This window comes from Mucilaginibacter sp. PAMB04168 (assembly GCF_039634365.2).
Taxonomy (GTDB): Bacteria; Bacteroidota; Bacteroidia; order Sphingobacteriales; family Sphingobacteriaceae; genus Mucilaginibacter.
This window is the reverse complement of record NZ_CP155079.2, coordinates 903,943-926,432: the sequence shown is the minus strand read 5'-3', so window position 1 is coordinate 926,432 and position 22,490 is coordinate 903,943. Positions and strand designations below refer to the sequence as shown.

General features: G+C 42.6%; 13 protein-coding genes. 2 read left to right on the top strand and 11 right to left on the bottom strand.

The window, feature by feature from the left end:
* Positions 1–22 precede the first annotated feature (22 nt).
* From ABDD94_RS03995 to ABDD94_RS03950, 10 genes are all read right to left on the bottom strand, one after another.
* Complete coding sequence (locus ABDD94_RS03995) at positions 23–1,837, bottom strand: hypothetical protein (protein ID WP_345954789.1); 1,815 nt, start codon at positions 1,835–1,837, stop codon at positions 23–25.
* 87 nt (positions 1,838–1,924) lie between these two features.
* Positions 1,925–4,141 (bottom strand): acetylxylan esterase, encoded by a 2,217-nt coding sequence (locus ABDD94_RS03990; RefSeq protein ID WP_345954788.1) that lies wholly within the window; start codon positions 4,139–4,141, stop codon positions 1,925–1,927.
* A gap of 37 nt (positions 4,142–4,178) precedes the next feature.
* Positions 4,179–5,573: a glycosyl hydrolase family 28 protein gene (locus tag ABDD94_RS03985; protein WP_345954787.1), complete on the bottom strand. Its 1,395-nt coding sequence runs from the start codon at positions 5,571–5,573 to the stop codon at positions 4,179–4,181.
* A 26-nt stretch (positions 5,574–5,599) separates the two neighbouring features.
* Positions 5,600–6,382, bottom strand: a complete 783-nt coding sequence (locus tag ABDD94_RS03980; RefSeq protein WP_345954786.1) for a rhamnogalacturonan acetylesterase — start codon at positions 6,380–6,382, stop codon at positions 5,600–5,602.
* A gap of 36 nt (positions 6,383–6,418) precedes the next feature.
* On the bottom strand, positions 6,419–8,488 hold the full coding sequence (locus ABDD94_RS03975) for a glycoside hydrolase family 97 protein (RefSeq protein ID WP_345954785.1): 2,070 nt from the start codon (positions 8,486–8,488) through the stop codon (positions 6,419–6,421).
* Positions 8,489–8,493: 5 nt separating this feature from the next.
* The gene (locus ABDD94_RS03970) at positions 8,494–9,198 is read right to left on the bottom strand and encodes an SGNH/GDSL hydrolase family protein (protein ID WP_345954784.1); all 705 of its coding nucleotides are present in this window, start codon (positions 9,196–9,198) and stop codon (positions 8,494–8,496) included.
* 13 nt (positions 9,199–9,211) lie between these two features.
* Positions 9,212–11,419, bottom strand: a complete 2,208-nt coding sequence (locus ABDD94_RS03965; RefSeq protein ID WP_345954783.1) for a GH92 family glycosyl hydrolase — start codon at positions 11,417–11,419, stop codon at positions 9,212–9,214.
* 140 nt (positions 11,420–11,559) lie between these two features.
* The gene (locus ABDD94_RS03960) at positions 11,560–13,194 is read right to left on the bottom strand and encodes a RagB/SusD family nutrient uptake outer membrane protein (protein WP_345954782.1); all 1,635 of its coding nucleotides are present in this window, start codon (positions 13,192–13,194) and stop codon (positions 11,560–11,562) included.
* A 2-nt stretch (positions 13,195–13,196) separates the two neighbouring features.
* Entirely contained in the window at positions 13,197–16,643 is a 3,447-nt protein-coding gene (locus tag ABDD94_RS03955; protein WP_345954781.1) for a TonB-dependent receptor, read from the bottom strand.
* Between the two features lie 184 nt (positions 16,644–16,827).
* On the bottom strand, positions 16,828–17,964 hold the full coding sequence (locus ABDD94_RS03950) for a FecR domain-containing protein (RefSeq protein WP_345954780.1): 1,137 nt from the start codon (positions 17,962–17,964) through the stop codon (positions 16,828–16,830).
* 127 nt (positions 17,965–18,091) lie between these two features.
* On the opposite strand from ABDD94_RS03950, the gene ABDD94_RS03945 reads away from it, so the two are divergent.
* Positions 18,092–18,694 (top strand): RNA polymerase sigma-70 factor, encoded by a 603-nt coding sequence (locus ABDD94_RS03945; RefSeq protein ID WP_345954779.1) that lies wholly within the window; start codon positions 18,092–18,094, stop codon positions 18,692–18,694.
* A gap of 700 nt (positions 18,695–19,394) precedes the next feature.
* Here ABDD94_RS03945 and ABDD94_RS03940 read toward each other — a convergent pair.
* Positions 19,395–19,967, bottom strand: a complete 573-nt coding sequence (locus tag ABDD94_RS03940; protein WP_352432899.1) for a site-specific integrase — start codon at positions 19,965–19,967, stop codon at positions 19,395–19,397.
* 1,591 nt (positions 19,968–21,558) lie between these two features.
* On the opposite strand from ABDD94_RS03940, the gene ABDD94_RS03935 reads away from it, so the two are divergent.
* Entirely contained in the window at positions 21,559–22,311 is a 753-nt protein-coding gene (locus tag ABDD94_RS03935; protein WP_345954778.1) for a hypothetical protein, read from the top strand.
* Positions 22,312–22,490: the final 179 nt, after the last annotated feature.

Genomic DNA, 22,490 nt, shown 5'->3' with positions numbered 1-22,490 from the left:
TAGTTTTATTTGCTGACAATGATTACCGTGTGGCATTCAAATTAACCTTGAATAAACCATCTGGAATTTTTACATCTGAATTTTCCATGTGGCTTATCGCAACGTCACGGGTTGTATATTTATCGTCGAGTTTGTTGCGGGTTATTTCTACCTCACGGCAACCATCTAAAAGAAATGCAGACTTTTGCCAGGTATAGGGCGTGTACTTCTCGGTTTTAACAATCCGGTTGTTATCAAAATACAGCCCCCTTACAGATACGGCTCTTACCAGCGGTGAATCAAAAACCTTGAACTGATTGTTGGTGATGCGTATATTTTTATGATAAGGTTCGGTACTTGAATTTTGCGGTTGGTGTGATGGTGTAATAGTGATAACAGCCTCGCCCCACTCGCCGCGATTGCCATTTTTGTTACCGGAGGTAAGACAATTTTCAAACACATTATTTTTTATCTGGAGGTTAGTGGTGGCACCTGCCTCAAACCAAAAGTTCAGGTCACCTTCAATTAAAATAGCCGTACCTGCGGTACGGAAATAGTTATCCTCTATCACTACGCGTTTAGGCGTTGTTACCAACAACCCACGCGCCCGGTTCCGCTTTAATACTTTACACCGTCGAAGCTCTAAGCCTGCTGTCCAGGTTTTGTTCTCGGCAAAGTCGCCAGCATTTACATTGGAAGGTACGGGACTGGTAAAAGTTAACGCGTAGTTGTCCTTGTTTTTTTTAACCGAGCTTACCACGCGTATTTCCCCTCTTTGGGCCGTGGTTTTGTTGATGAACCACACACTATCACCCACAGTGGTCAGCCGGGCATCCTTAAACTCAACGGTACTAGGGCCAGCTATTTTAGTGATAGCCATGTTACGTCCATGAATATTAATAAAGTCGTCGCCCTGCCCTGTATGAGCACAATTTTCAACTTTGATAACACCTTTACAGTTTACAAAATTGGTGGCATCGGCAGTACAGCTAAATACCCGGCCCTTTTGATCATTTACACATATTGAAGCATTTCTCATAGTGATATTTTCGGTCCGTTCGCCTCTTAACCCAAAACCTAACGTATAGTAGATTTTAACATCCTGCAACAATACATCCTTACTGTTTTGAATATATACGCCAACGTTGCCATATCTTATGTGAAATAAGGCTACATAAGTTCCAATCTCGGGTTTTATATTGGGCTTGCCATGAAACCTAACCACGCCGCCTGCAAGTTGCTCAGCTTTATTCTGAAAAATATTACCCAAAGGCGCATCCCAGGTATTGTAGACCACCTCCTTATTTAATTTATCATAAAGCGTTCCGTACATTTTCAACACCGGCAACTTCCAGCCCTCGCCGGTAAACAGTATAGTGTCCTTTTCTATTTGATAAGGGTAAGCTTCGCGGTCAATTTTTACGTCGAGATAGGTATCGGTAACACCAACCACCTGGCATTGCGACGTAAAGGGGCGATCCCAATCAACCGTAAAGTTTCGCAGCGCAATATTGGTGCTGGAGTCTACATTGGCAATCTGCATCTTTCCATGAAAGATAAATTCTGAATCGCCACCATCTATGGTTACGCCGTTTTGCTTATACACGCTCATGCCCACCGTGTTTGAACTTCCCTCCCGCGGGAAGAAATCATACCTGCCTTTAGGAAAATATATGGTAATATTCTTCTTGCCTTTGCAGTAACCAAGAGCCCTGTTTATGGCAGGAATTACATCTGAGTAACTATTAGGGCTGCCGCCAAAAGAGGTTATGTTGATTGTTTCCTGCGAGTAAGCTTCGCAAAACAGGCATAACAATAACAACACTACACATGATTTCTTGAATATTTTATGTGCCATAATATAGGGTTTAATTAATTGGATAAGGTTTAGGCCGGTGTGTTTAGACGGGTGTATTAATTGATTAAAGGGCGCACTATGAATGATTTATTCTTCAATCCATTTTTCAAACAAGCTAGAGCTATCAGTGCCTAAGCCCAGCTCAACGCTTAAATTAGCAGTGGCGTTACGAACCGAAAATGCTTTCCCGATCACGCCATACTCTTTTTCAATATCCTTTGTGCTTGCCGGTTTGGCATCAGCTCGGCAAGGTTTAATTATCAGCAACTTTTTAGGCGCTAAACTTGCGGCAAGGTCAGGCAAATCATATTGCCCTATCGAACCGGCCACCGTACTGTGCAAAAACGATGGTTTGTAATTTTCATTTTCTACAATTGACAGGTAAGATGTGTATGGCTCTATTATGGCAACCCGGTCTATATCATCACTAAAAGCAGCTGCGTGCAGCAACGCCGGTGATAAAGAACTATTAGCTAATCCAAATACCTTTTTAGCCCCGATTTGCGCTTTCAATAAGCGCGACAGCGTTACAATATCGCCAGCATGCACACCTGTGATACTCCGGCCAATGAGCATGGCAGAAAACCAATTGTTATAAGAAACGCTATCGATGTAAGAATCCCCCTGAAACACTCCCGGCCCCAATTCCCCGTTGCCGAGCATATCCGGCACCATTACGGTAACTCCCCGTTTTACAAACCATTCCACGTCGCCCGGTTTTGCGCCGTGTTCCGCTTTGCCCTTAGGATCCAGATAGAGAAGTGCCCGGTCGCCAGGAGTATTTGGCTTAAATAACAGGTATGGTATATTATAGTCGCCCTCACCTTTCACCATAAACTTCTCAATCATGTAGCCATCGCGCTGTATGCGCCCGGTGAAAACGGGTTTAAATGTTTTAACCGGTTCACGAAAGCCTGAAATACGTTTAGCTACAGGCAAAAGGCTTTTTAAATAATCAAGTGAGTTTTTACGCTGATTGTTCAACGCTTTTATTTTGCCGGAGGCATCCTTACTATTCAAACTAAACACAGTTTCTGCCTTGTAAGAGGTAACCACCTGCCCGGTTTTAGTGACCTGAAGCTGTTTAGGTGATAGGAGTGCAATCTCTTCTTCGGTTGGCGAGCCCGGATTATTTAACGCTTTCTGAAAAAAAGCGTACATAGCTTCCCGGTTTTTCTTAGTAGATTCATGTCCGCCATCGTCAGTAACCATTGCAAACTGATCAGACTTGCCATACAACTTATACAAAGAGGCAATTTCTTCTACCGTTTCTATGGTGCCCTGTATAGGGAACATATCTCTGCTGGTGGCTATTACCAACGTAGACCTGGGTGCGCGTACCGCCAATAAATCGGCCATATCAATACCGCTACTAATGCCGTGTAAAAAATTCTGCTCAGCATCCTGTGGTCCTAATGATTGGTACAGCCAGCTAAAGCTTGTTACATAATCTTCGGGTGCTGCGGCCTTTATTCTATCATCAAAAGCAGCTATGAATGCGCTTTGCGTACCTCCGCCCGAGCGGCCGGTAATTCCTATGCGGTTAGGGTCAACCTCTTTGCGGGTAAGCAGGTAATCAACCGCCCTGATGCCATCCCAAATAAAATAATTAGCCAAAGTATTGCCGGTCAAGAACAACTGTGCGCCCGGATACGAATGCTCGCTTGACGGAGATACAAGACGGGAACGCTGAGTGGCCGAATCCAAATACCCCAACCTTTCGCCCTGGCCTAACGGATCATAGGCAAGTACAACAAATCCTTTTTTTACGAGGTTAAGAATGGCGGTTTGATAACCCGCCGAGCGATAGCCTTCCCAAATGTGTCCGCTGCAATAAACTATTGCTGGTGAGGGTCCATTTTCCTTACCCTTAACAGGTATAAAAATAGATGCTGTAACATAGAACCCCGGCCGCGATTGATATACAACGTTCTCTACCCTGTAACCGGGTTTTTCAATTGTTGATGTCACAACAGGTTTAAGCGGCTGCTTTTGAGGAAATGAGCCAACCGCCCGCCTCAACTTGTTGCGCATCAGCTCCTGCCGGGTCTGCCAATCTTTTAAAGTAGAAAGCTTGCTGATTTGAGTCGACCGGTCATTCAAATAGCCGTATGCCTGCTTGGCAAAGTAATGATACATAGCATTAGCAGCATCGGTATGAGCCATAAACTTACGTGTACTGCCAATGCCCTCAAACTCTGGCTGTGCGTGGCAAAGCAGACTTGTGATGTGTAGTAAGATAATAACAAGGATGCTTCTACGTAAAAACCGCTGTACTTTTTGCATATTGCCTGGTATTGCCATTTCAATGTTGAATGCAAGGTTGAAAGATTGATGTTTGTTACTGGTTTACCAAAGTGTTAACATCATTGGCTTTGTACACCGCTTCATCAGTTATATACTCGCCGTCCACTTTTATATTTGTTGCTTTAAGCTGTTTCACATCATCAAGGTATAATGCGGGGCGGGCGTCAGGAGCGGCTAACCTTACCTGAAAGTTATCGATATTGATGTTGTTGGCATGCCGCACGAACAAACCCGAGGCAGGTATGGTCCAGCCAAAAATGCGGTTTTCGGGGTACTCCTGCTCTTTTTCAGGTACTTTACGCTCAGCATCCTCACGGGTACCGCCGCCCTGACTGTTTATCAAAATATCCCGTAAGGTTACATTCTCAATATTGAATCCGGGCACACCTGCAATCATGCTCGACATACGGCTATGGCACGTGGCTGTGACGTTTGATATAACCACATTTTTAAAGCTCCCGGTAGGGTTTTTACGACTGCCTAACCGCATAAATAGGGGTGTTTGCACCCCCGTCATGGTAATATTGGTTATGCTTACCTGATCTAGAATGCCTCCGTCCACAATCTCTAAGGCAATGCCTGATATGCCGCTGATAGGCAAACCTATGTAATGATCGGCCTTATCTGCCCATTTATGAAACGGCGATTCGGTGGCCCGACGCAATGTGCAGTTACTGATAGATATGTTTTTGAAGCCGCCAATTGACCCTGTGCCCATTTTAATAAGGTTACAGTTTGATGCGGCTATACAATTGGTTATGGTGATGTTTTCGGTAACACGTTTGGTGGAATCCTCGCTTTTAAGGCAAATGGCATCATCGCCCGAGTCAATATGGCATCCTGTTATAATGATGTCCTTACCATCTATATCAATACCATCATTATTTAAGTTGGCATGCGAGTAAATGGACACGCCCCTAACGGTTACATGTTCGCTGCCGAACAGGCGAAGCGTCCATGATGCTGATTGTAAAAGATGGACATCTTCGACCAATACGTTTTTACAATTTTTAAAAAATATAATATACGGGCGGTTGGGTGCTTCTTCGCCAATGGTAAAATTACCGCCGTTGCCAAAAAGCGTACCGCTACCAGTAACCGAAACGTTTTGCACTTCGTTGCCCATTACCAGGCTGGTGTACTTGAAGCCGTTAGCAATGGCGCTGATTTTTGCCCCTGCCTCCAGGTGCAGGTTTATGTTTGATTTCAGGGATATCATCCTTGAGGCAAATTCTCCACCCGGTACAACCACCTTGCCGCCGCCTTTAGCGCTGCAATCATCAATTGCTTTTTGTATAGCGGCAGTATTGTCGGTTTTGGCATCGGCCTTAGCACCAAAATCGGTAATGAGGTAATCTTTGGCCGAAGCGTTATAGACTGAAGCAAAGAAAGCCAGTATAATTAGTAAGTGTTTTATGTTCTTTTTCATGGCCAATGTATATTGGATACAGACAATTATTGCGTTAAATAATCTTTGATTTTAAGGTTGCCGTTTTTAATAAAATCAACTACAGTAAGTGCACCTGCCTGTGCTCCTTCGGTAGTTGGGTGTACGTGGTCATTAATAAAATATTTAGCTGTGGCTTCCTGTCCTTGCTCCTGGTACCTGTCTCCTATAATGTTGTTCAGATCCAGAAACAAAGCCGCCTTTTTTTCGGCTACTTCCTTACCCCATTTGCCATAGCTTTCATTTACCCGGTCTATTTTGCCATCTTTCCATTTGTCTTTAGGTACAGGCGAACAAATTACTACTGTAGTGCCTTTGGCCTCTGCTTCATCAACCATGCGCGATAAATACCAGCCATAAGTATGCACCACCTCTTTGCTTTTAGTGAAATGGTTTTGTAAAACAGTTGAGTCATCACCGGTACCTCTGAGGCTGCCTCTTGCACGTAGGGTGTCATTAACCGGGCTGTCATCATTATGCCCGAATTGGATGAATACTACATCGCCGCGTTTTAACTGCTTAACTATAGGTTTCCACATGCCGTTTTTAACCAGCGATGGGTCATGAAATACACCTGTGTAAAATGTACGGCTGCTGGTACCCGACACAGCCCTGTTTTGAATGCTCACCTTGGTGGTATCAAAATAACGGTACATAAGCTTTCCCCAGCCGCCTGCAACGGTAGAATCGCCTACCAGGTATATGGTAGGTTTATCGCGTTTAACAAAAGAGATGAATATGAAGCACATGCCGGTAGTTAACAGGCATAGTAAAAACTTAATTCTTTTCATATACATAGTTTTTTATAAATTGGTTGACGGAGTTTATTACTTGGCTGTTAAACGTGCAGCCCAACCACCACCCGGTGCAAGCCTTACCTTAATTTTACTGCCAGGATTCACGGTTGCACTTTCCTTTTTATAGTCGGTGGCATCGCGGTCGGCGTTTATGCCGTCTTTCATAACTACAGCGCTAAAAGCAGTTTTACCCAATGGCGAAAGATCGACCTCAATATCGCGGGCCGTCCAGTTGTTAAGTGCAGCTACAAACCACTGGTTCCCTTTACGGCGCGCCAAAACGGTATACTCGCCTACTTTGCCGCCAAGCGGTACGGTTTCATCAAAAACCGTAGGTATGGCTGCAATAAAATCGGTGGTTTCCTGCTCCTTCATGTAAACCGTGGGATTATCAGAAAGCATATTAAGCGGTGCCTCATAGGTAATATACAACGCTACCTGGTGGCAACGGGTTCCCTGGCTCATAGGCATACTGTACGATGTAACATATTGCTTTTTAGTAGCGTTACGCATAGCGCCGGGTGTATGGTCAAGCGGGCCCGCCAGCATCCTGATGTAGGGCACTAAAGTTTCATAACCCGGAAAATCAACCTCTTTGCGCAGTGCCTTAAAGCTTTCAATACCAAAAACGCCTTCAAAATTCAGTACGTTTGGGTACGTTCTGTTTAAGCCGGTTGGCTTGTAAGCTCCATGAAAATCTACCAATAAGTTCCACTCGGCAGCTTTTTTGGCGGCTTTGTAGTAAAAGCCCACCATTTTTTGGTCATCGCGGTTTATAAAATCTATTTTAAAACCTTTAATACCCATTTTAGCGTAGTGGTTATAAGCCTCATCCATTTTTTCGTTCAAGGTATACATACCTGTCCATAACCAAACACCTACATTTTTACTGCGGCCATAGTCAATGATTTCCTGCAGGTTCAAATCAGGTATGATCTTCATAATGTCGGCCTTTTCCGACCATCCTTCATCAAGCATAATATATTCCAGCTTGTTGGCGGCAGCAAAATCAATGTAATACTTATAGGTAGTGGTGTTGATACCAGCCCTAAAGTCAACCTTTGATATATTCCAGTCGTTCCACCAATCCCAGGCAACCTTGCCCGGTTTGATCCAACCGGTATTGGCCACACGGGATGGGGAGGCCAGGTTATACACCAAATCGTTATCGAGCAAATCCTTGTCCTGCTCGCTTATAGCTATTAAGCGCCATGGCAAGGTACGTTTGCCGCTAATTTTAGCTATATAATTTTCACGTCCGGTAACTACCGATTGTACATTGTTATATCCACCGCGCTTCTCATTTTTAGGAGCGGGTGCCATATCTGAAATAAGAGCGTTGGGCGAACTACCCTTTTTAAGATACATGCCCGGATAATCTTCCAGGTCTGCCTCTGTAATTACTGCTTTCTTTCCATCAGCAAGTTCAACCAACAATGGTAAAAAAGCTAGTGAATCTTTCGCTGCTGAGGCCAGCGGTAAATGAGTGTAAATATTCTCAAATGATGATTGATACCTATCGGCGGCGCTGCGCTTAGGGTCAACGTAAGGGATATAGGCTGTAGGAGTGCCAGCAAAATCAAAGGTTGATAGCTCAGATAGTACGGTAACCGAATCTTTATGATTGAGCACAAACCGATAGGCCACGCCTTCATTATATACCCTGAACTGAACCTGGTATCCACCTTTACAATCAAGCACCAGTTCATGATACTTGTCGTCCACTTCGGCCCTTTTGTAAAAGGTGGTTTTAATAACGTTATTCACATCGCGCTGCTTTGCGCTGACCACCTTTACATTACTGCCCAAGAACATTCCCTGCAATTGTACAGCTATAGCCGAAGGTTTAATTACCTCAGTACTATTGTGCTTTACCGACCATAGCAAGGCACTACCGGCACTAACTGCAACAGAAATCTTTTGATCGGGCGATTTTAGCTCGTAGTGCTTACCGTTTTGTGCCTGCGCGGTGTGATTAAGCGTTAATAACAACATTGCCGCAGCCAATAAGCAGCACGACATATTGCGCCCTAAACGCCTGGCACGACCCGACAATGGCGTGGATTGATTAGTGTTTATATGATGGGTGATATTTTGCATGAGTTTTACTTAGTCTTAAAGTTTAATGTTTGTTTCCATAACCGGATAGAGCCTGCTATGTAAGCGGCCTGAAGCTTGCGTACCTCGGGTGTATAGTGTGCATGATCTACAAAACGGTTGTCTCCCTGGGCCTCGGTAAAAGTAAAAAGGTCTATTTCGGGCACCTGATGGGCGATGAACACCTCATCGGCTATCTGATTGTACAGTTTAATGTCTTTATTAAAGCGATTAAACCCTTTATTTCGCCGATGTATAGAATCAATGATACCAGTGGTTCTTACCCACATCATCGGAATCTTTTTTTGTGAGATAAGCTTATAAATCTGTTCCAGGTTGCTGCGGTAATCGGCTTCTTCAACCGCAACCTTACCAGTGGTTGGATCCTTCTTTACATCGTGCAAACCACAGTTGAGCACAAAAAGATCGGGGTTAAAGGATGGGTCGTTTACTTTGCTTTTAAGGTATTTGAGTACCATGCGCGAATCGCCACCGTTGGAACCTACGGGAATGTCAAGATTTTTAAATGCTACAGAATCGCCTGTCTTTCTTTCGATGGTATATCCATCACCCAAAAACCTACTCAAATCAGTGCCGTACTGGAGTGATATACTATCGCCAAGTACAAATAGCCTGAAAGGTTTATAATTTACAAATGACGTAAGCGCAGCCAAATAAGCTGCAACAGTTATCATTTTTAAAATCCTTTTCATAGTTTAGTTTATGTTAATTGGTTAGTGAGGCTATAGATGGCTTATCCGTCATCTCAAAGGTGAGTTGTCCACCTTTCATGATAGCAGCGTGGGTGATGTAAGGCAGTGTGTAAGGCTTGCCGTTCAGTTGTATGCGGCTTATGTAACGGTTACGATCGCTCAAGTTTTTTGCTTCCACAACAAAAGACTTGCCGCCTAACTTTAAGGTTGCCTTTTTAAACGCAGGCACCCCAAACACATATTGCCCCGAAGCCGGATTTACAGGGTAAAAACCCAGTGTACTGAATATATACCAGGCACTCATTTGCCCGCAGTCATCGTTACCGCTCAGCCCATCGGGCTGGTTGCTGTATAAGGTGTTTATAATCGTATTTATCTTTTCCTGTGTTTTGTAAGGCGCGCCGGCCAGTGTATACAAATAAGCCACATGATGGCTAGGTTCGTTACCTTGTACATACTGACCAATAAGGCCGCTTACATCAACAGTGGCACCATCGCCATAAACTTTTGAATCAAGCGCAAAAAGACTATCAAGCTTTGATACGAAACGTTTTTTACCACCATAGAGATTCATCAATCCGTCTACATCCTGCATAACGTGCCAGCTGTAGTGCCAGGCGTTACCCTCGGTGTAATCACCTCCCGATGTATTGGCGTGAGATATCTTGAACTGATCGAAAGGTTTCACCCACGTTCCGTCGCTGTTTTTGCCGCGCATTAAGTTGGTTGAACGATCGAAAAGGTTTTTATAAAAGCCAGACCGTTTGATAAACATCTGATAGTCGGCCGTTTTGCCCATTGCTTTAGCCACCTGCGCTGCGCTCCAGTCGTCCACCCCATTCTCGAGCGTCGTTGATACAGACTCTACTTTGTAAAGGTTAGATGGCAGGTAGCCATATTTGTTATAAAGTTCCCATTCGGAGTTGCGATGATTAGCGGTAAGACTTGTGCGCATAGCCTCATAAGCCTTGGCGGTATCATAATTACGTATGCCTTTCAGGTAAGCATCGGCAATAACAGGCACGGCATGGTTGCCAATCATGCAAAAATTTTCATGCCCCCATAAAGTCCATATAGGCAGGTAGCCAACAACCTTGTAGTGGTCAATCATACTGGCTACAATACCGTTTGTTTTTTGAGGATACAGGATAGTGTACAGCGGGTTTAGTGCCCTGAAGGTATCCCATAATGACAAGGTAGAGTAGTACGCTTTACCGGGCGATGTATAAACTTTATTATCAGCACCGCGGTATTGCCCGTTAATATCGGCAATATTGTTTGGTGCAACCAGGGCATGATACAAGGCCGTATAAAAAATTTGCTTTTGGGACTTTGAAGCGTCAATATCTACACAGGCAAGTTCGCGTTCCCATTGTTGGCGGGCGCGTTGGTGCAGTTGATCAAAGTCAACATTGCCCGCCTCTTCTTTTAGGTTTTGACGTGCATTTTCGATACTTACGCTGGATATACCCACTTTAACAATTACCTGCGAACGGTCGGGTTGAGTAAAATGGAATACTACCCTTTGGTTGCGCTTGGCGGTAGAATCAGACACCCAGGTGTAGCTGCTAAAAGGCTGATTAAGCTGCATTACGAAGTACACATGTTTGCGACCTGCCCATCCGTTGGTAATAGTATAACCTGATAGCGTAGTGCGGTTCTCCATTTTGAAATTGCTTTCCATCACATGCCTGTCAAGATTGCCGGGGGTTTCGCCCACCAAGCCATGGCGTAGATCGAGCAGTAAATTGGCAACTTGTTTGGCCGGATAACTGTAACGATGCACACCTACATGAGCCGATGCGGTAAGTTCGGCCTTTACGCCGAACGTTTTCAGCTTTACTGCGTAGTAACCCGCACTTGCTTTTTCGTCCTGATGAGAGAAAAAGCTTTTGTAATACTCCTGAGGCGATACTTTGCCGGTAAATGGCATCAATAAAATGTCGCCCAGGTCTAACGCTCCGGTTCCGCTTAGGTGGGTGTGCGAAAAGCCCAAAATGGTACTATCTTCATGCCGGTAACCGGCACAATAATTCCAGCCAGCGTAACCGGTTTCGGGGCTTAGCTGCACCATTCCGTTGGGTACTGTGGCTCCCGGATACGTATGCCCGGTACCACCTGTACCAATAAAAGGGTCAACATAATTAACCACCTGCAACTGTTGCGGGTAAGCCAACTTGCAAATGCAAACACAAAACAAAAGGCAAAAAAAGTTTCTCATGGTACATAGGCTTGCTGCGATAGTTACAGCATTTTTTTGAATCATCATAAAAACGGCCGGGCAATAGGAACCCACTGACGGAGCAATAATGCACCCGTTGCCCAACCGATTTTTATATTATAGCAGTCCTTTATTAAAACTTAGTAACCCGGGTTTTGAATAAGGCTAGGGTTTGTTGCTATATCTCGGCTTGGTATAGGATACCATATTTTATACGGCTGAAAGTTTTGCTTAACCGAAACAGGGTCTTGCCCGGTAAACATAACGGTGGTGCTCAAACTGCTTACCACGCTTGCTATTCTTCCGGTACGTATCAGGTCAATCCTTCGCCAGCCTTCAGCAAAAAGTTCGCGTCCGCGCTCATCCATTAGCTCATCCATAAAGCTGGGTTTAAGGTAAGCGGTAGTAATGAGATTGGTTTTGGCAACATCATCTGCGCAAGCACGTAGCCTCACCTCTCTTAAGAGTGTCCTCGCTCCGGCCTCGTCGCCGGTTTGGAAGCGAGCCTCGGCATACATGAGTATGATGTCGGCAAATCGTAGTATAGCAAAATCGGCCTCTCCGCCCCAAACTACCACACCTCTGGCGGCGCGTGCTTTGGTATCATCTTCGCGCCATTTATTGGTTGATAAATTAGCTAGGTTTGCAGCTATGGGATCAGGGGTGTAATACTTATACCCGTTTACGGTAGTGAAATTGGTAGTGGTATTTAATAATCCACTAAAGCAAGTAATACGGCCATCGTTTGCGTTAAACTTGGTATATGATTCGCGTACGGGGCGTAAAAAACCACTTGTACCACTGTTGTCGCGCGTATTACCCCTTGGCCCCGCAAGTTGTGAAAAAAGAATATACTCCTGGTTACCGCCCGCGCCCGATTGCACAATCATCATATTTTCATCGCGTGCTATAGCTTCTGTAGCTGATAAGAATAGGTTATTGTATGGCCTTAAAAGCTTGTAACCGCTATTATCGTATATATCCTTGCAATATTTAAGCGCTTCGGCATATGAGGCGGCTACATTAACATAATCAAAACTGTTAAGCGGAAAGTTGAGATCCTGGCCAACATTGTTTTGCTTGCCCGATGCTTCATACAGATACACCTTGGCTAAAAAGCCTGATGCCGAATACTTGTTCATGCGGCCAGCTGTGGCATTGCGGCTTGGCAACACATCGTAAGCAGCTTTCAAGTCATCTTTAGCCTGTTGAAGTACTTGCTGCAAGGTTGACCTCGGCGAAGTAAAATCAGGATCGGTTTTAGTGATCAGCGGCACACCACCCCATAGCCAACCTAAATAAGTATAAAACAACCCGCGTAAAAGTTTGGCCTCGCCAACTATTTGTGCACGGCGGGTAGCGTTCATGTTAATCGATGGAACTTTGTCGATTACAAAGTTGGCCCTGTTTATACCTGCATAAAAGGTAAAATATGAGTACCATATAAGTAGGTTTTCAGATGTGTAGGTGTAGTTATAAAATGGTACCAGTTCGGGTACACCAACGCTAAACCTAACGTCCTGCGAAAGATCATCAACCCCAAGGTTGGTCATGTAATGTATACCACGGCCCCAAAGCGCCTGGTTGCCTAACCCTTGTACACTGGGAGTGTTAAGCACATCATAAATTCCGGTTAAAGCCAGTTCGGCATCACTTGCAGTTTGGTAAAAATTGCCGGTAGATACCACCGAGGAAGGCTTTTCTTCTAATAACTTTTTGCACGAACCGCATACAAGGGCAAGTGCTGCTATCATAATAGTAAGTATACGATTCATAATTAAAATTTAAAGTTTAGCCCAAATATTACCGACCGTTCGCGCGGGTAAGATATATTGTCGACACCTGGTAGTAAGGGAGTGTAAGAAGCAACTTCCGGATCAAAGCCCTTGTAATTAGTCCAGGTGTAAAGGTTTACGCCTGTAGCGTATATTCTTATGCCGCTAACGCCTATTTTTTTCAGGAAAGCTGACTTGTTAAGCGTGTAACCAATGGTCATGTTTCTTAAGCGTAAGAACGAAGCATCCTCAACGTAGTATGATGATACATCCAGTTTGCTTTGTTCATTAAGGATTGGGTATTCGTTAGATGGTCTCTCGGGTAACCAGCGATGGTCCCAGTATTCTTGCGTAACGTTGGCAAAAAATGATTGTCCGGCTTCGAGTTTTGACCGGCCAAGGTTAAGCACCTCGTTACCGTACGACCAGTTGAACAACACGCTTAAATCAAAGTTTTTATAAGTAAAGTTGTTACTAAAACCTCCGTAATGCTTAGGATTGCTGTTGCTGATCATTGTGCGATCACGATCATTGATTACGCCATCGCCGTTAAGATCTTTAAACTTTTTATCACCCGGACGTGCTGAGCGTGTGCTCATTGCAGGCACCCCGCTGTTAGGTGTATAAACAAAGTTGGCAATGTTGGCGCTGGTAATGGTTGATGGATCTACCGCAGCACCTGCTGTGGTTTTGATACCGAAATCACTAATTTGATAAATACCATCAAACACATAGCCATAAGCTGTACCAATAGGCTGGCCTACAATAACGCGACCAACAGTTGAAATAACACCACCGCGTACGGTAACAGGTATAAAGCTAACACTACCTAATGATACTACCTTATTACGGTTCATAGATATGTTAATGTTAGAGCTCCAATTAAAATTACCCGTACGAATGTTAATGGTATTAAGCGCAACCTCAAGGCCGCGATTATCAATCTGACCTAAGTTTTGGTACTGGCGCATGAAGCCCGACTGTGCCGGAACATCAGCCTGTAAAAGCAGGTCTTTAGTTTGCTTAAGGTAAACATCGGCAGTAACGCTAATGCGGTCTTTTAGCAAGCTCAGGTCAAAACCGGCATCGTATGCTTTAGTAGTTTCCCAGGTAAGTATGGGGTTGGCTATAAGGTTAGGTGCAAAACCTAATGATGCTGTATTGTTAGGTGTAGAGTAGTATACCGGTGCCAATGTAGACAATGATTGGTAAGGCGGTATTCTCTCGTTGCCCGTTAAGCCGAAACTTCCCCTGAATTTGAGGTCGGAAATTGCTGAAACATTCTTCAGGAAATTTTCTTTAGAAGCACGCCATGCCAAACCAATACTTGGAAACCTGGCCGATTTGTTGCCTTCAGCCAATTTTGAAGAAGCATCGTTACGCAAAGTTGCGGTTAACAAGTACTTATCTTTAAATGAGTAATTGATACGGGCAAATTGTGATACACGTACGTAGCGTTGCTTGTCGGTGCTGGGCGGGGCAGGCAATACATTTGCAGTTGATATATTATCAATAGGATTAATGTTTTGCACATCAAAACCCTGTCCAATCCAGCTTGATGCTTCCTGCTGATAGGAGTTTACTTCGAAACCGGCCAAGGCTGTAAAAGAGTGGTTTTTCGCAAAGCGCTTGTTCCAGGTAAGGGTAGTAGTTTGGTACCAGTTGGTAGTATTACTGGTGTTTAACAAGGCCAAACCGTTTACCGGATAGCCCCATGAAACTGTGCTTGGATAAAACTCGCCGTTCTTAGAAAATGTAAGAATAGCGCCTGCCCTGGCGTCAAGGTTAAGGCCATTAACAATGCGGTAATTTGCGTTTATATCAGTAAGTACCCTAGACAGCGGGCTTCTTTTGTATGATAGGTTAGCAAAATCTAACGGGTTAGAAAATGAGCCGCCATCGGGGTCAAGAGCCAGTTGTGTAGGATCAGGCGCATTTACGGGCCGGGTCATTACCAGCATTTGCATAAGGCCAATGTAGTTAGGCACATCATTACCACCGTTGGAAGCTACACCAGAGCCAATAGCATGTGATAAGTTGACATTAGCACCCAATTTTAGCCTTTCGGTCGCATTATGGTTTATCTTCATCAGTAAACTGTAACGCTCATACTTATTGTTAATTAACACACCCTGTTGATTAAGGTACGATGCCGAGGTTAAAAAGTTAGTACGAGAGTTACCGCCGCTGTAGCTTACGTTGTAGCTTTGTGTGGCTGCATGGCGTAGCGCCTCTTTTTGCCAATCGTGGCTAACTTCACCGCTCAAATCTTTAACCTGATCGCGAAAGTCAATAACCTTATCGTTATTTACATCAATGGCATAGTTGCCATCGGCGGTTAGCGTGGCAAAACGGTAATAGGCGTAATCTTGCGCGCCAAGCATAGGTATATGTTTAGGTGCCCAGGCTATACCTCCGTAAGTATTAAATTCAAGCGTTGAAGAGTTGTTTTTGCCCGATTTGGTAGTGATTACGATAACGCCGTTAGCACCCCTCGAGCCAAATATGGCCGTTGCCGACGCATCCTTAAGCACCTCCATCGAAGTAATATCTGATGGGTTGATACCAGCAAGCGGGTTTGTTAACGAGGTGCTACCTCTGCCCGAACTCGCAGCCTCGGCGTTATTTACGTCAATCTGTACTCCATCAATAACATATAGTGGCTGCGTGCCTGCGTTGAATGAGTTGGTACCACGTATGGTTACGTTAACGGCACTACCCGGTTCACCTGATGATGAAGTAACCTGTACACCCGACAATCGGCCTTGCATAGCCTCCATAAATGATACCGATTTGGCTTGTTGTATCTCACGCTCTTTTATGCCAGCTACCGAGCCGGTAACATCTGATTTACGTTGTGTGCCATAGCCAACTACCACAATATCATCAAGCCGACTGCTTATTTGCTTTAGCGTTACGGTAATTTGCGTATTATCGCCCGGTACCTTAACCTCGCGCGATTCATAGCCAACCATACTGAATACTAGTACGGCGTTAGCATCGGGCACACTAATACTGAACTGCCCCGTTGCTGACGTTACCGCTGCCACGCCGCCCCCTTTGAGGCGTATGTTAACACCTGGCAAAGGTTGCTTATCTTCGTCGGTAACGGTACCTTTTATTTGTATAGCCGCCCCGGGGGCATTTTGAGTTGGGCGTATAGGTATTATAGCAATGGTTTTGTTTTTAATAACGTAAGTAAGCGGTTGATTGTCAAGGCATTTTTTCAGTGCTTCATCAACACTTACCTGTTCAACCGTAACCGTTACGTTCCTTACCTGTTTAATTAGTTCGGCATCATATAAAATTTCGTAACCGCTTTGTTTTCTTATTTCCTCCAACACCACTTTTAACGTGGCATTGCGTTGGTTTAAGCTTACTTTTTGGGCTATGGCAGTAGCACTCACTTCCAAAAGAGCAAGCAGCAGCAAAGCGAAAGTAAGTTTCATAATTAGTAAAGGTTTTTGCGCATAGAAATAGCACCTGCAAATTTTTGCAGTAAAATTTTCATACATTTGGTTTAATTGGTTTAGTAATTGGTTTGTGTCGATTACATTCTTTTTTACGGCTGATTTCGAATGCCGGGAGCGTTGCAGCGCTTTCGGCTTTTCCTTTTTTCAACCGCCGGTGATATTACTTCATGACGGTTACCTTCCTTCCTGTTATTTTATAGTTAATGCCCCCTGTTAGTTTAATTAATTCCATAAAATCGGTAAGACTGCGGTTTTGCGATACGGTACCACCGAAGGTTTTGGTTTTTACATCATCAGCAACTTCAATGTTAACACCATACCAGCGAGCCGCAATTTTCATTACTTCGCAAATATTCTCATCGCGGAAAACGAACAGGCCGCCTTTCCAAGCCATAGTTTGATCAATATCTGCATCCTCCACCTTAAAACTTTGTTTTACCGGATCAACAATGCCAATTTTTCCTGGAGATAATAAAGTTTTATGGTCACCGGCAACCAACTCAACCGAACCTTCAAGCAGCGTAGTATTTACGGTATGCTCGCCCGGGTATGCCGAAACATTGAAATGGGTGCCTAAAACGCGTATAGCAGTTCCGTTAACAGACACGGTAAATGGTGCGGCCTTATTTTTTGCTACCTCAAAGTAGGCCTCTCCGCTAATCTCTATATCGCGGTGAGATTTATTAAATAGTACCGGGAACTTCACCGATGATTGCGCATTGAGCCATATTTTGCTACCATCTGATAATTCTAACTCGTAATGTTCGCCAACAGGGGTAGCAACAGTATGATAAACCAATGGTTGCTCATCAGTAGCAACGCCTTCGCGGTATTTAATATGACCTTTGGTCACCAGTTCAATTTGCGCTGATTTATTGTTTAAGCTTTGTGATTTGCTGCTGTTCAAATCCACTTGTTCACCATCAGCTAATATGAGTGCAGTGCCTTTGTTTACAACAGGATTTTTGGGCTTGTATGTTATTTGTGTAGTTGCAGCAGGGCGTGGTGAATGAAAAATCCACAATGCTCCTAACGCAAAAATTAATACAGCGGCAGCGACTCCTATCCATTTGGAGTAACGGGGGCTATTACTGCTAACTTTAGTTTTTTGTAAGTGATTGTCTATTTTACCCTTTAACTGTTTGTAAGCAAATAAGTGCTTTGCAGGTATCTCATTCGTTTGGTCGTCATCCAATGATACGCCGTCTGAATAAGACATCAATGCAGCCTCCTCTTCGGGGGTGCACTCTCCGTTTAAATATTTAGCTGCCAGTTTTAGGTATTCTTCCCGGTCCATTTGGTGTGGTTCTATTATAGGAGTGCGAAAACAATATGGCTGACTCACACGCTTTTTAAATTATTTTTTTAGAAAAAGCTTTTTTTGAAAAGTCATATAATTTTTTGTTATTTGGATAACCAATTATATGTCCAAACTATTTGATCCTGTTTTGTGGTCGGCTATACAGTCTGACGATGATCAAGCTTTTCGTGAGCTGTTTGAAAAGTATTGGTATAAACTTTTCAAAACTGCTGTTAAGTACCTGGATGACGAGCATACCAGTTTGGAGATAGTGCATGATATATTTATAACCCTTTGGGACCGCAGGCATCAACTGGTAATTACATCTTTTCCGGCCTACCTTTTTACCGCAGTACGGTATAATTGCTACAAGTATTTAAAAAGCAACGCCGCTAAACCGCATTTGGTTGATACGTTAGGGAGTGATATAGATTACTTGTTGCCGGTTGTAGAAAATATTGCCGTTAACCGTTATGGCAAAGACGAATTGTTTTATAAATTAGAGCAATACCTCACGCCCCTCCCTGCCAGGTGCAGAGAGATTTTCATTTTAAGTAGAAAAGAAGATTTGTCTAACGATGAGATTGCGGAACGGTTACGAATATCAAAAAGGACCGTAGAAAACCAGATTAGTCAAGCAACCCGTTTCCTCAAAAGCCAGGCAACTATTAAGGATTTTTTATACATTTCGCTGCTACTGTCTTCAGGTATATTGCTTGCAGTTTAACGTTACGATTAGAAACAAAACTTCAACCTAAAAGTCTATGTTCAGCATTTCACAGGAGGTAGAAAGATTGTTTAACGTGAAATCAAATTTCAATGTTGCTCGTCATTGCCAGGGTAAAATACAGTCAAATCTACAGTCTTAATAAAGTATTGCCACAATCGTGTTTATGAACATCAACTGGCGCATTTTTAATTAACTCATTTAATTAGGATGCGTTGCAGCGAAGGTTTTCAGGATGGGCTCGAACCATAAAAGAATCATATTTTGCAATAGTAAATTCCAACTCGAATAATCCGCTTAATTTATAATTATAATAAAAAAAGCCGTCACTTTTCGAGCAATGTATTCAACTTCCCCAGACTGGCAGAGTTCGAACCACTGGTTAGAAGATATCAGATTATTGAGTGCTTTGGATTGTAGTGTTTAAGCGGTTCGAGTACCATTGGGGCTCGCTAGGAAAGGGAGCCTTAATAGGACTAAAAACGAACCATTACATATGAGATCTTGAGGTATTTGCTAGAATTTAGTTTCTATTTATGGTCTGTGAAGGTCTTAAAAATGGGCAGGAGGTAAACGTTTTTCCGGAAAAAAGATGTAGAACAATATTTATAAAATTTGAATCGGTACTCATCAACTTTCTATCTAAGTAACTGTAGCAGACTTACTCAAAGAAGCACAACATTTCTTAGGATACTAGGCGTTAAATAGGCAGCAGGTACTTTCCGGTATGTCGATAATAGGTTAACAGTCGTTGAGCCATTGTAGTAAGTTTAATACTATATTCTTTCTTTGTCTTCCTACGTCGGTAGACTGCCCTGCCCTTGATGATGTTATCCGGTTTAAGATAGATTAAGTCTGTAAATGATATACCTATCAAATTAAAACTTAAGAAGAAGTAATTACGTGCATGCCATTCTTTACTATTGGGTCGCAGCTCTAGTTTGCTCAACTTAGCTATGTGGTCTATTGTGATTGCGCGCTTTGCTGTTCTGACAGTCTTAATAGAAATCTCCGTGAATGGATAGTATAACCGATCAACCAATTTTGCCTTAATAGCTTTGTTGTAAATAGCTCTGATTGACCTGAAGTAGTTACCGATTGAGTTAGGTTTTAAGCCTCTAACCGTTAGATGTCTGCTGAAACTATCGAGCAATGTAAAGTTAATGTCTGTGAACTTTAATTTAGAATTGCTACAGAACTGTTCTAAACGGTTCAGTGCTGTTTGGTATACAACAGCGTTACCCGTACGCTTGACTTCTTTGAGCTCTTGGATTACTTGAGCTGCATACTCATTAAAAGTTAATGAACGTTGAATAGCTTTCGGTTTGTCTATGAGGCCTTCCTTTAATTGCTCGAATGAGAACTCATTATTGTCTTCAAGTCGTAGAGCGACTTTCTGAACTCGCAGATCAAGTTCGGTTAGCTTATTGTTTAGAAGTTGGAAGTTTGCGTTTGCACGCTTGACCTGACCTAATGTAGCATCCTACTCATCTGTTTTTACTCGTACACTAGTAGTAATAGATGTGTTACGACGGTTGAATGTAACTCTTAGGAGAACTGAACTTGGTTGGCCCAGGGTTTGACGCTTGTAATTGAGAAAGAATTTTAAGTAGACCATAACATTGTTTGTTGTGGCCAACGGTTGTACAAACAGTGTGCGAACATTTTACGAACATCTGAGTGTTTCAGATAGGATATCGTAAATGGCCTAGAAACAAAAAAGCCTTACCGGGCATGGTAAGGCTTTTTGCATTGGCTCCTGAGGCTGGGCTCGAACCAGCGACCCTCTGATTAACAGAAGAAGGTTTATCCATAGGTCACAGGTTCGAATGCAAGTTTTTTAACCTTTTAATGTTAAATGTACTATCTATGTACTAACACGTATGCCGAATTAATAATTTAATGAACTGTAAAGCTAATGTAGCCCTTTACCTTGTAAAGTCAAACATTGGTTTAAGATGTGTCTCCCATGTCTATGAAGTTAAGTGAATAAAGAATTATGATGCCCACACACGCTTATAGCAATCAAGCAAGAAAGGAAACGGAATAAATATTGGGTAGTAGGCTGATTTGTGTTTATGCCGTAGTCTTTCATGCGCTACAGCAGCTATAAGTGTAACTTTGCTAAATAATTCTATAGTCACTCACCTTCCTCAATCCACGTTTGTAAGAATTTATAACTTTATAAAGGGAACTTAAAGCATGGACTGACAACATACCAATGGACACATATTGACCAAAAGGTTTTCTTATAGACCCTTTGTGTTGAAGTGTCCACTATAAATATAGATGCGGGTACTTCAGGATGTATGTTTTATAGAAGGTGTTTGGACACTTTAGATTGAGTGGGTTGACTTTTAAAGAATAGTTATCTGTATGTTTTAAAAGTAAAGGAAGCATGATTGCTGCTTGAGTGACCCTGTCAGACATTTTACCAGAACGCCAGGCTGACTAAGCCTAGCGTTATTATGGAGTATAACGTACCATTGATGCCATTGAACTATTTACAGTATACTCTCCAAACGGTATTGTTTATCGATACAATCAATGAAGAGAAATTATTATCAACTATACTTTTCAAGTGAAAAAGGGTTTATAACCCCTAGTTATGTAATTTGTAGTGGATGATTTTGAGGATTGATGTTGCCACTTTGCCCTTCAACCATTAAAAAGGTAAAATCTGCAAGTAACATGTGAACGCTTATGTAACTACACTTTTATCAAAAAAAGGGTTTTTATATCCCCTTAATATGAACTGTAGTTGATTTGTGTCTAAGGCGTTTACTACATTTAGATTTAATATTTATATAACTAGAGTACATTTAATAACGTCACTTACAACATACACAACTCCCCAATATAAGATGGCCGATACAACCACAGAAGACTCCTACGCAGAGCATAAAGATACGAGCAAAGAAGTCGCTAATGCTCTAGTCTCTGACAATTTTGACAACGCGTTAGATTATGCGGAGATAGGATTGGATGCATTTGTTAGCGATGATATTCTCAAAGAAATCCCTATTGTTAAAACAGTTGTGGGCGTTGTCAAATCTGGATTAAAAGTAAAGGAAATATTTTTCACTAAGAAAATTTTAACTTTTCTCAAAGAGTTCCACACTGGAAAATTACCTAGAGAAAAGTTTGATGAGTTTAAGAACGATTTTGATACAGATGAAAAATATCGTGAAAAGGTAATGGAACAAATTATGATATTCAATGATAATTTCCTCCAAATTGAAAAGTCGAAAGTTTTTGCCAACCTATTCGCGGCCCACTTGAATGGGGTTTATGGCTGGAATGACTTTGTTAATTTGAGCTACTGTTTAAATCAACTGAATATGTTTGGGGTATCATTATTTGATGATATGGCAGAGTTTAAAACACCGTTCCGAGGATCAATATACCAAGATACTAAAGAACTTTATCCTCTTCTTAATAATTCAGGCACTATTTCCATTTGGGGTAATCATCTTGATATTACAGGATATGGGTTATATATATATCATTATGGTATCAAAGGAGAAGTAGACAAAAATATCAAGGAAGTTTATCCTGACATGTTTAAATCGGAAGAAAAAATGGCGAAGGAAGCCGAAAGTTCAAAGCAACAATAATTGTCTAGCTTTAATGTGATCTATTCAAATAAATCACTTCTGTCTCGACGGTATCGTTAAAAAAGCTCAATGTGATCAAATTATAAGTTCATTCCACTTAAAGATTTACATTATTTTAAAGTTCAAAATCTTCAATTAACGTGGCTAATTTAGCGTTCAAGGTTATAGTTTAGCTATCC

Excerpts from the sequence above, each read along its gene's own strand:
- ABDD94_RS03995 (WP_345954789.1), bottom strand. The coding sequence starts at position 1,837 with ATGGCACATAAAATATTCAAGAAATCATGTGTAGTGTTGTTATTGTTA.
- ABDD94_RS03990 (WP_345954788.1), bottom strand. The coding sequence starts at position 4,141 with ATGGCAATACCAGGCAATATGCAAAAAGTACAGCGGTTTTTACGTAGA.
- ABDD94_RS03985 (WP_345954787.1), bottom strand. The coding sequence starts at position 5,573 with ATGAAAAAGAACATAAAACACTTACTAATTATACTGGCTTTCTTTGCT.
- ABDD94_RS03980 (WP_345954786.1), bottom strand. The coding sequence starts at position 6,382 with ATGAAAAGAATTAAGTTTTTACTATGCCTGTTAACTACCGGCATGTGC.
- ABDD94_RS03975 (WP_345954785.1), bottom strand. The coding sequence starts at position 8,488 with ATGCAAAATATCACCCATCATATAAACACTAATCAATCCACGCCATTG.
- ABDD94_RS03970 (WP_345954784.1), bottom strand. The coding sequence starts at position 9,198 with ATGAAAAGGATTTTAAAAATGATAACTGTTGCAGCTTATTTGGCTGCG.
- ABDD94_RS03965 (WP_345954783.1), bottom strand. The coding sequence starts at position 11,419 with ATGAGAAACTTTTTTTGCCTTTTGTTTTGTGTTTGCATTTGCAAGTTG.
- ABDD94_RS03960 (WP_345954782.1), bottom strand. The coding sequence starts at position 13,194 with ATGAATCGTATACTTACTATTATGATAGCAGCACTTGCCCTTGTATGC.
- ABDD94_RS03955 (WP_345954781.1), bottom strand. The coding sequence starts at position 16,643 with ATGAAACTTACTTTCGCTTTGCTGCTGCTTGCTCTTTTGGAAGTGAGT.
- ABDD94_RS03950 (WP_345954780.1), bottom strand. The coding sequence starts at position 17,964 with ATGGACCGGGAAGAATACCTAAAACTGGCAGCTAAATATTTAAACGGA.
- ABDD94_RS03945 (WP_345954779.1), top strand. The coding sequence starts at position 18,092 with ATGTCCAAACTATTTGATCCTGTTTTGTGGTCGGCTATACAGTCTGAC.
- ABDD94_RS03935 (WP_345954778.1), top strand. The coding sequence starts at position 21,559 with ATGGCCGATACAACCACAGAAGACTCCTACGCAGAGCATAAAGATACG.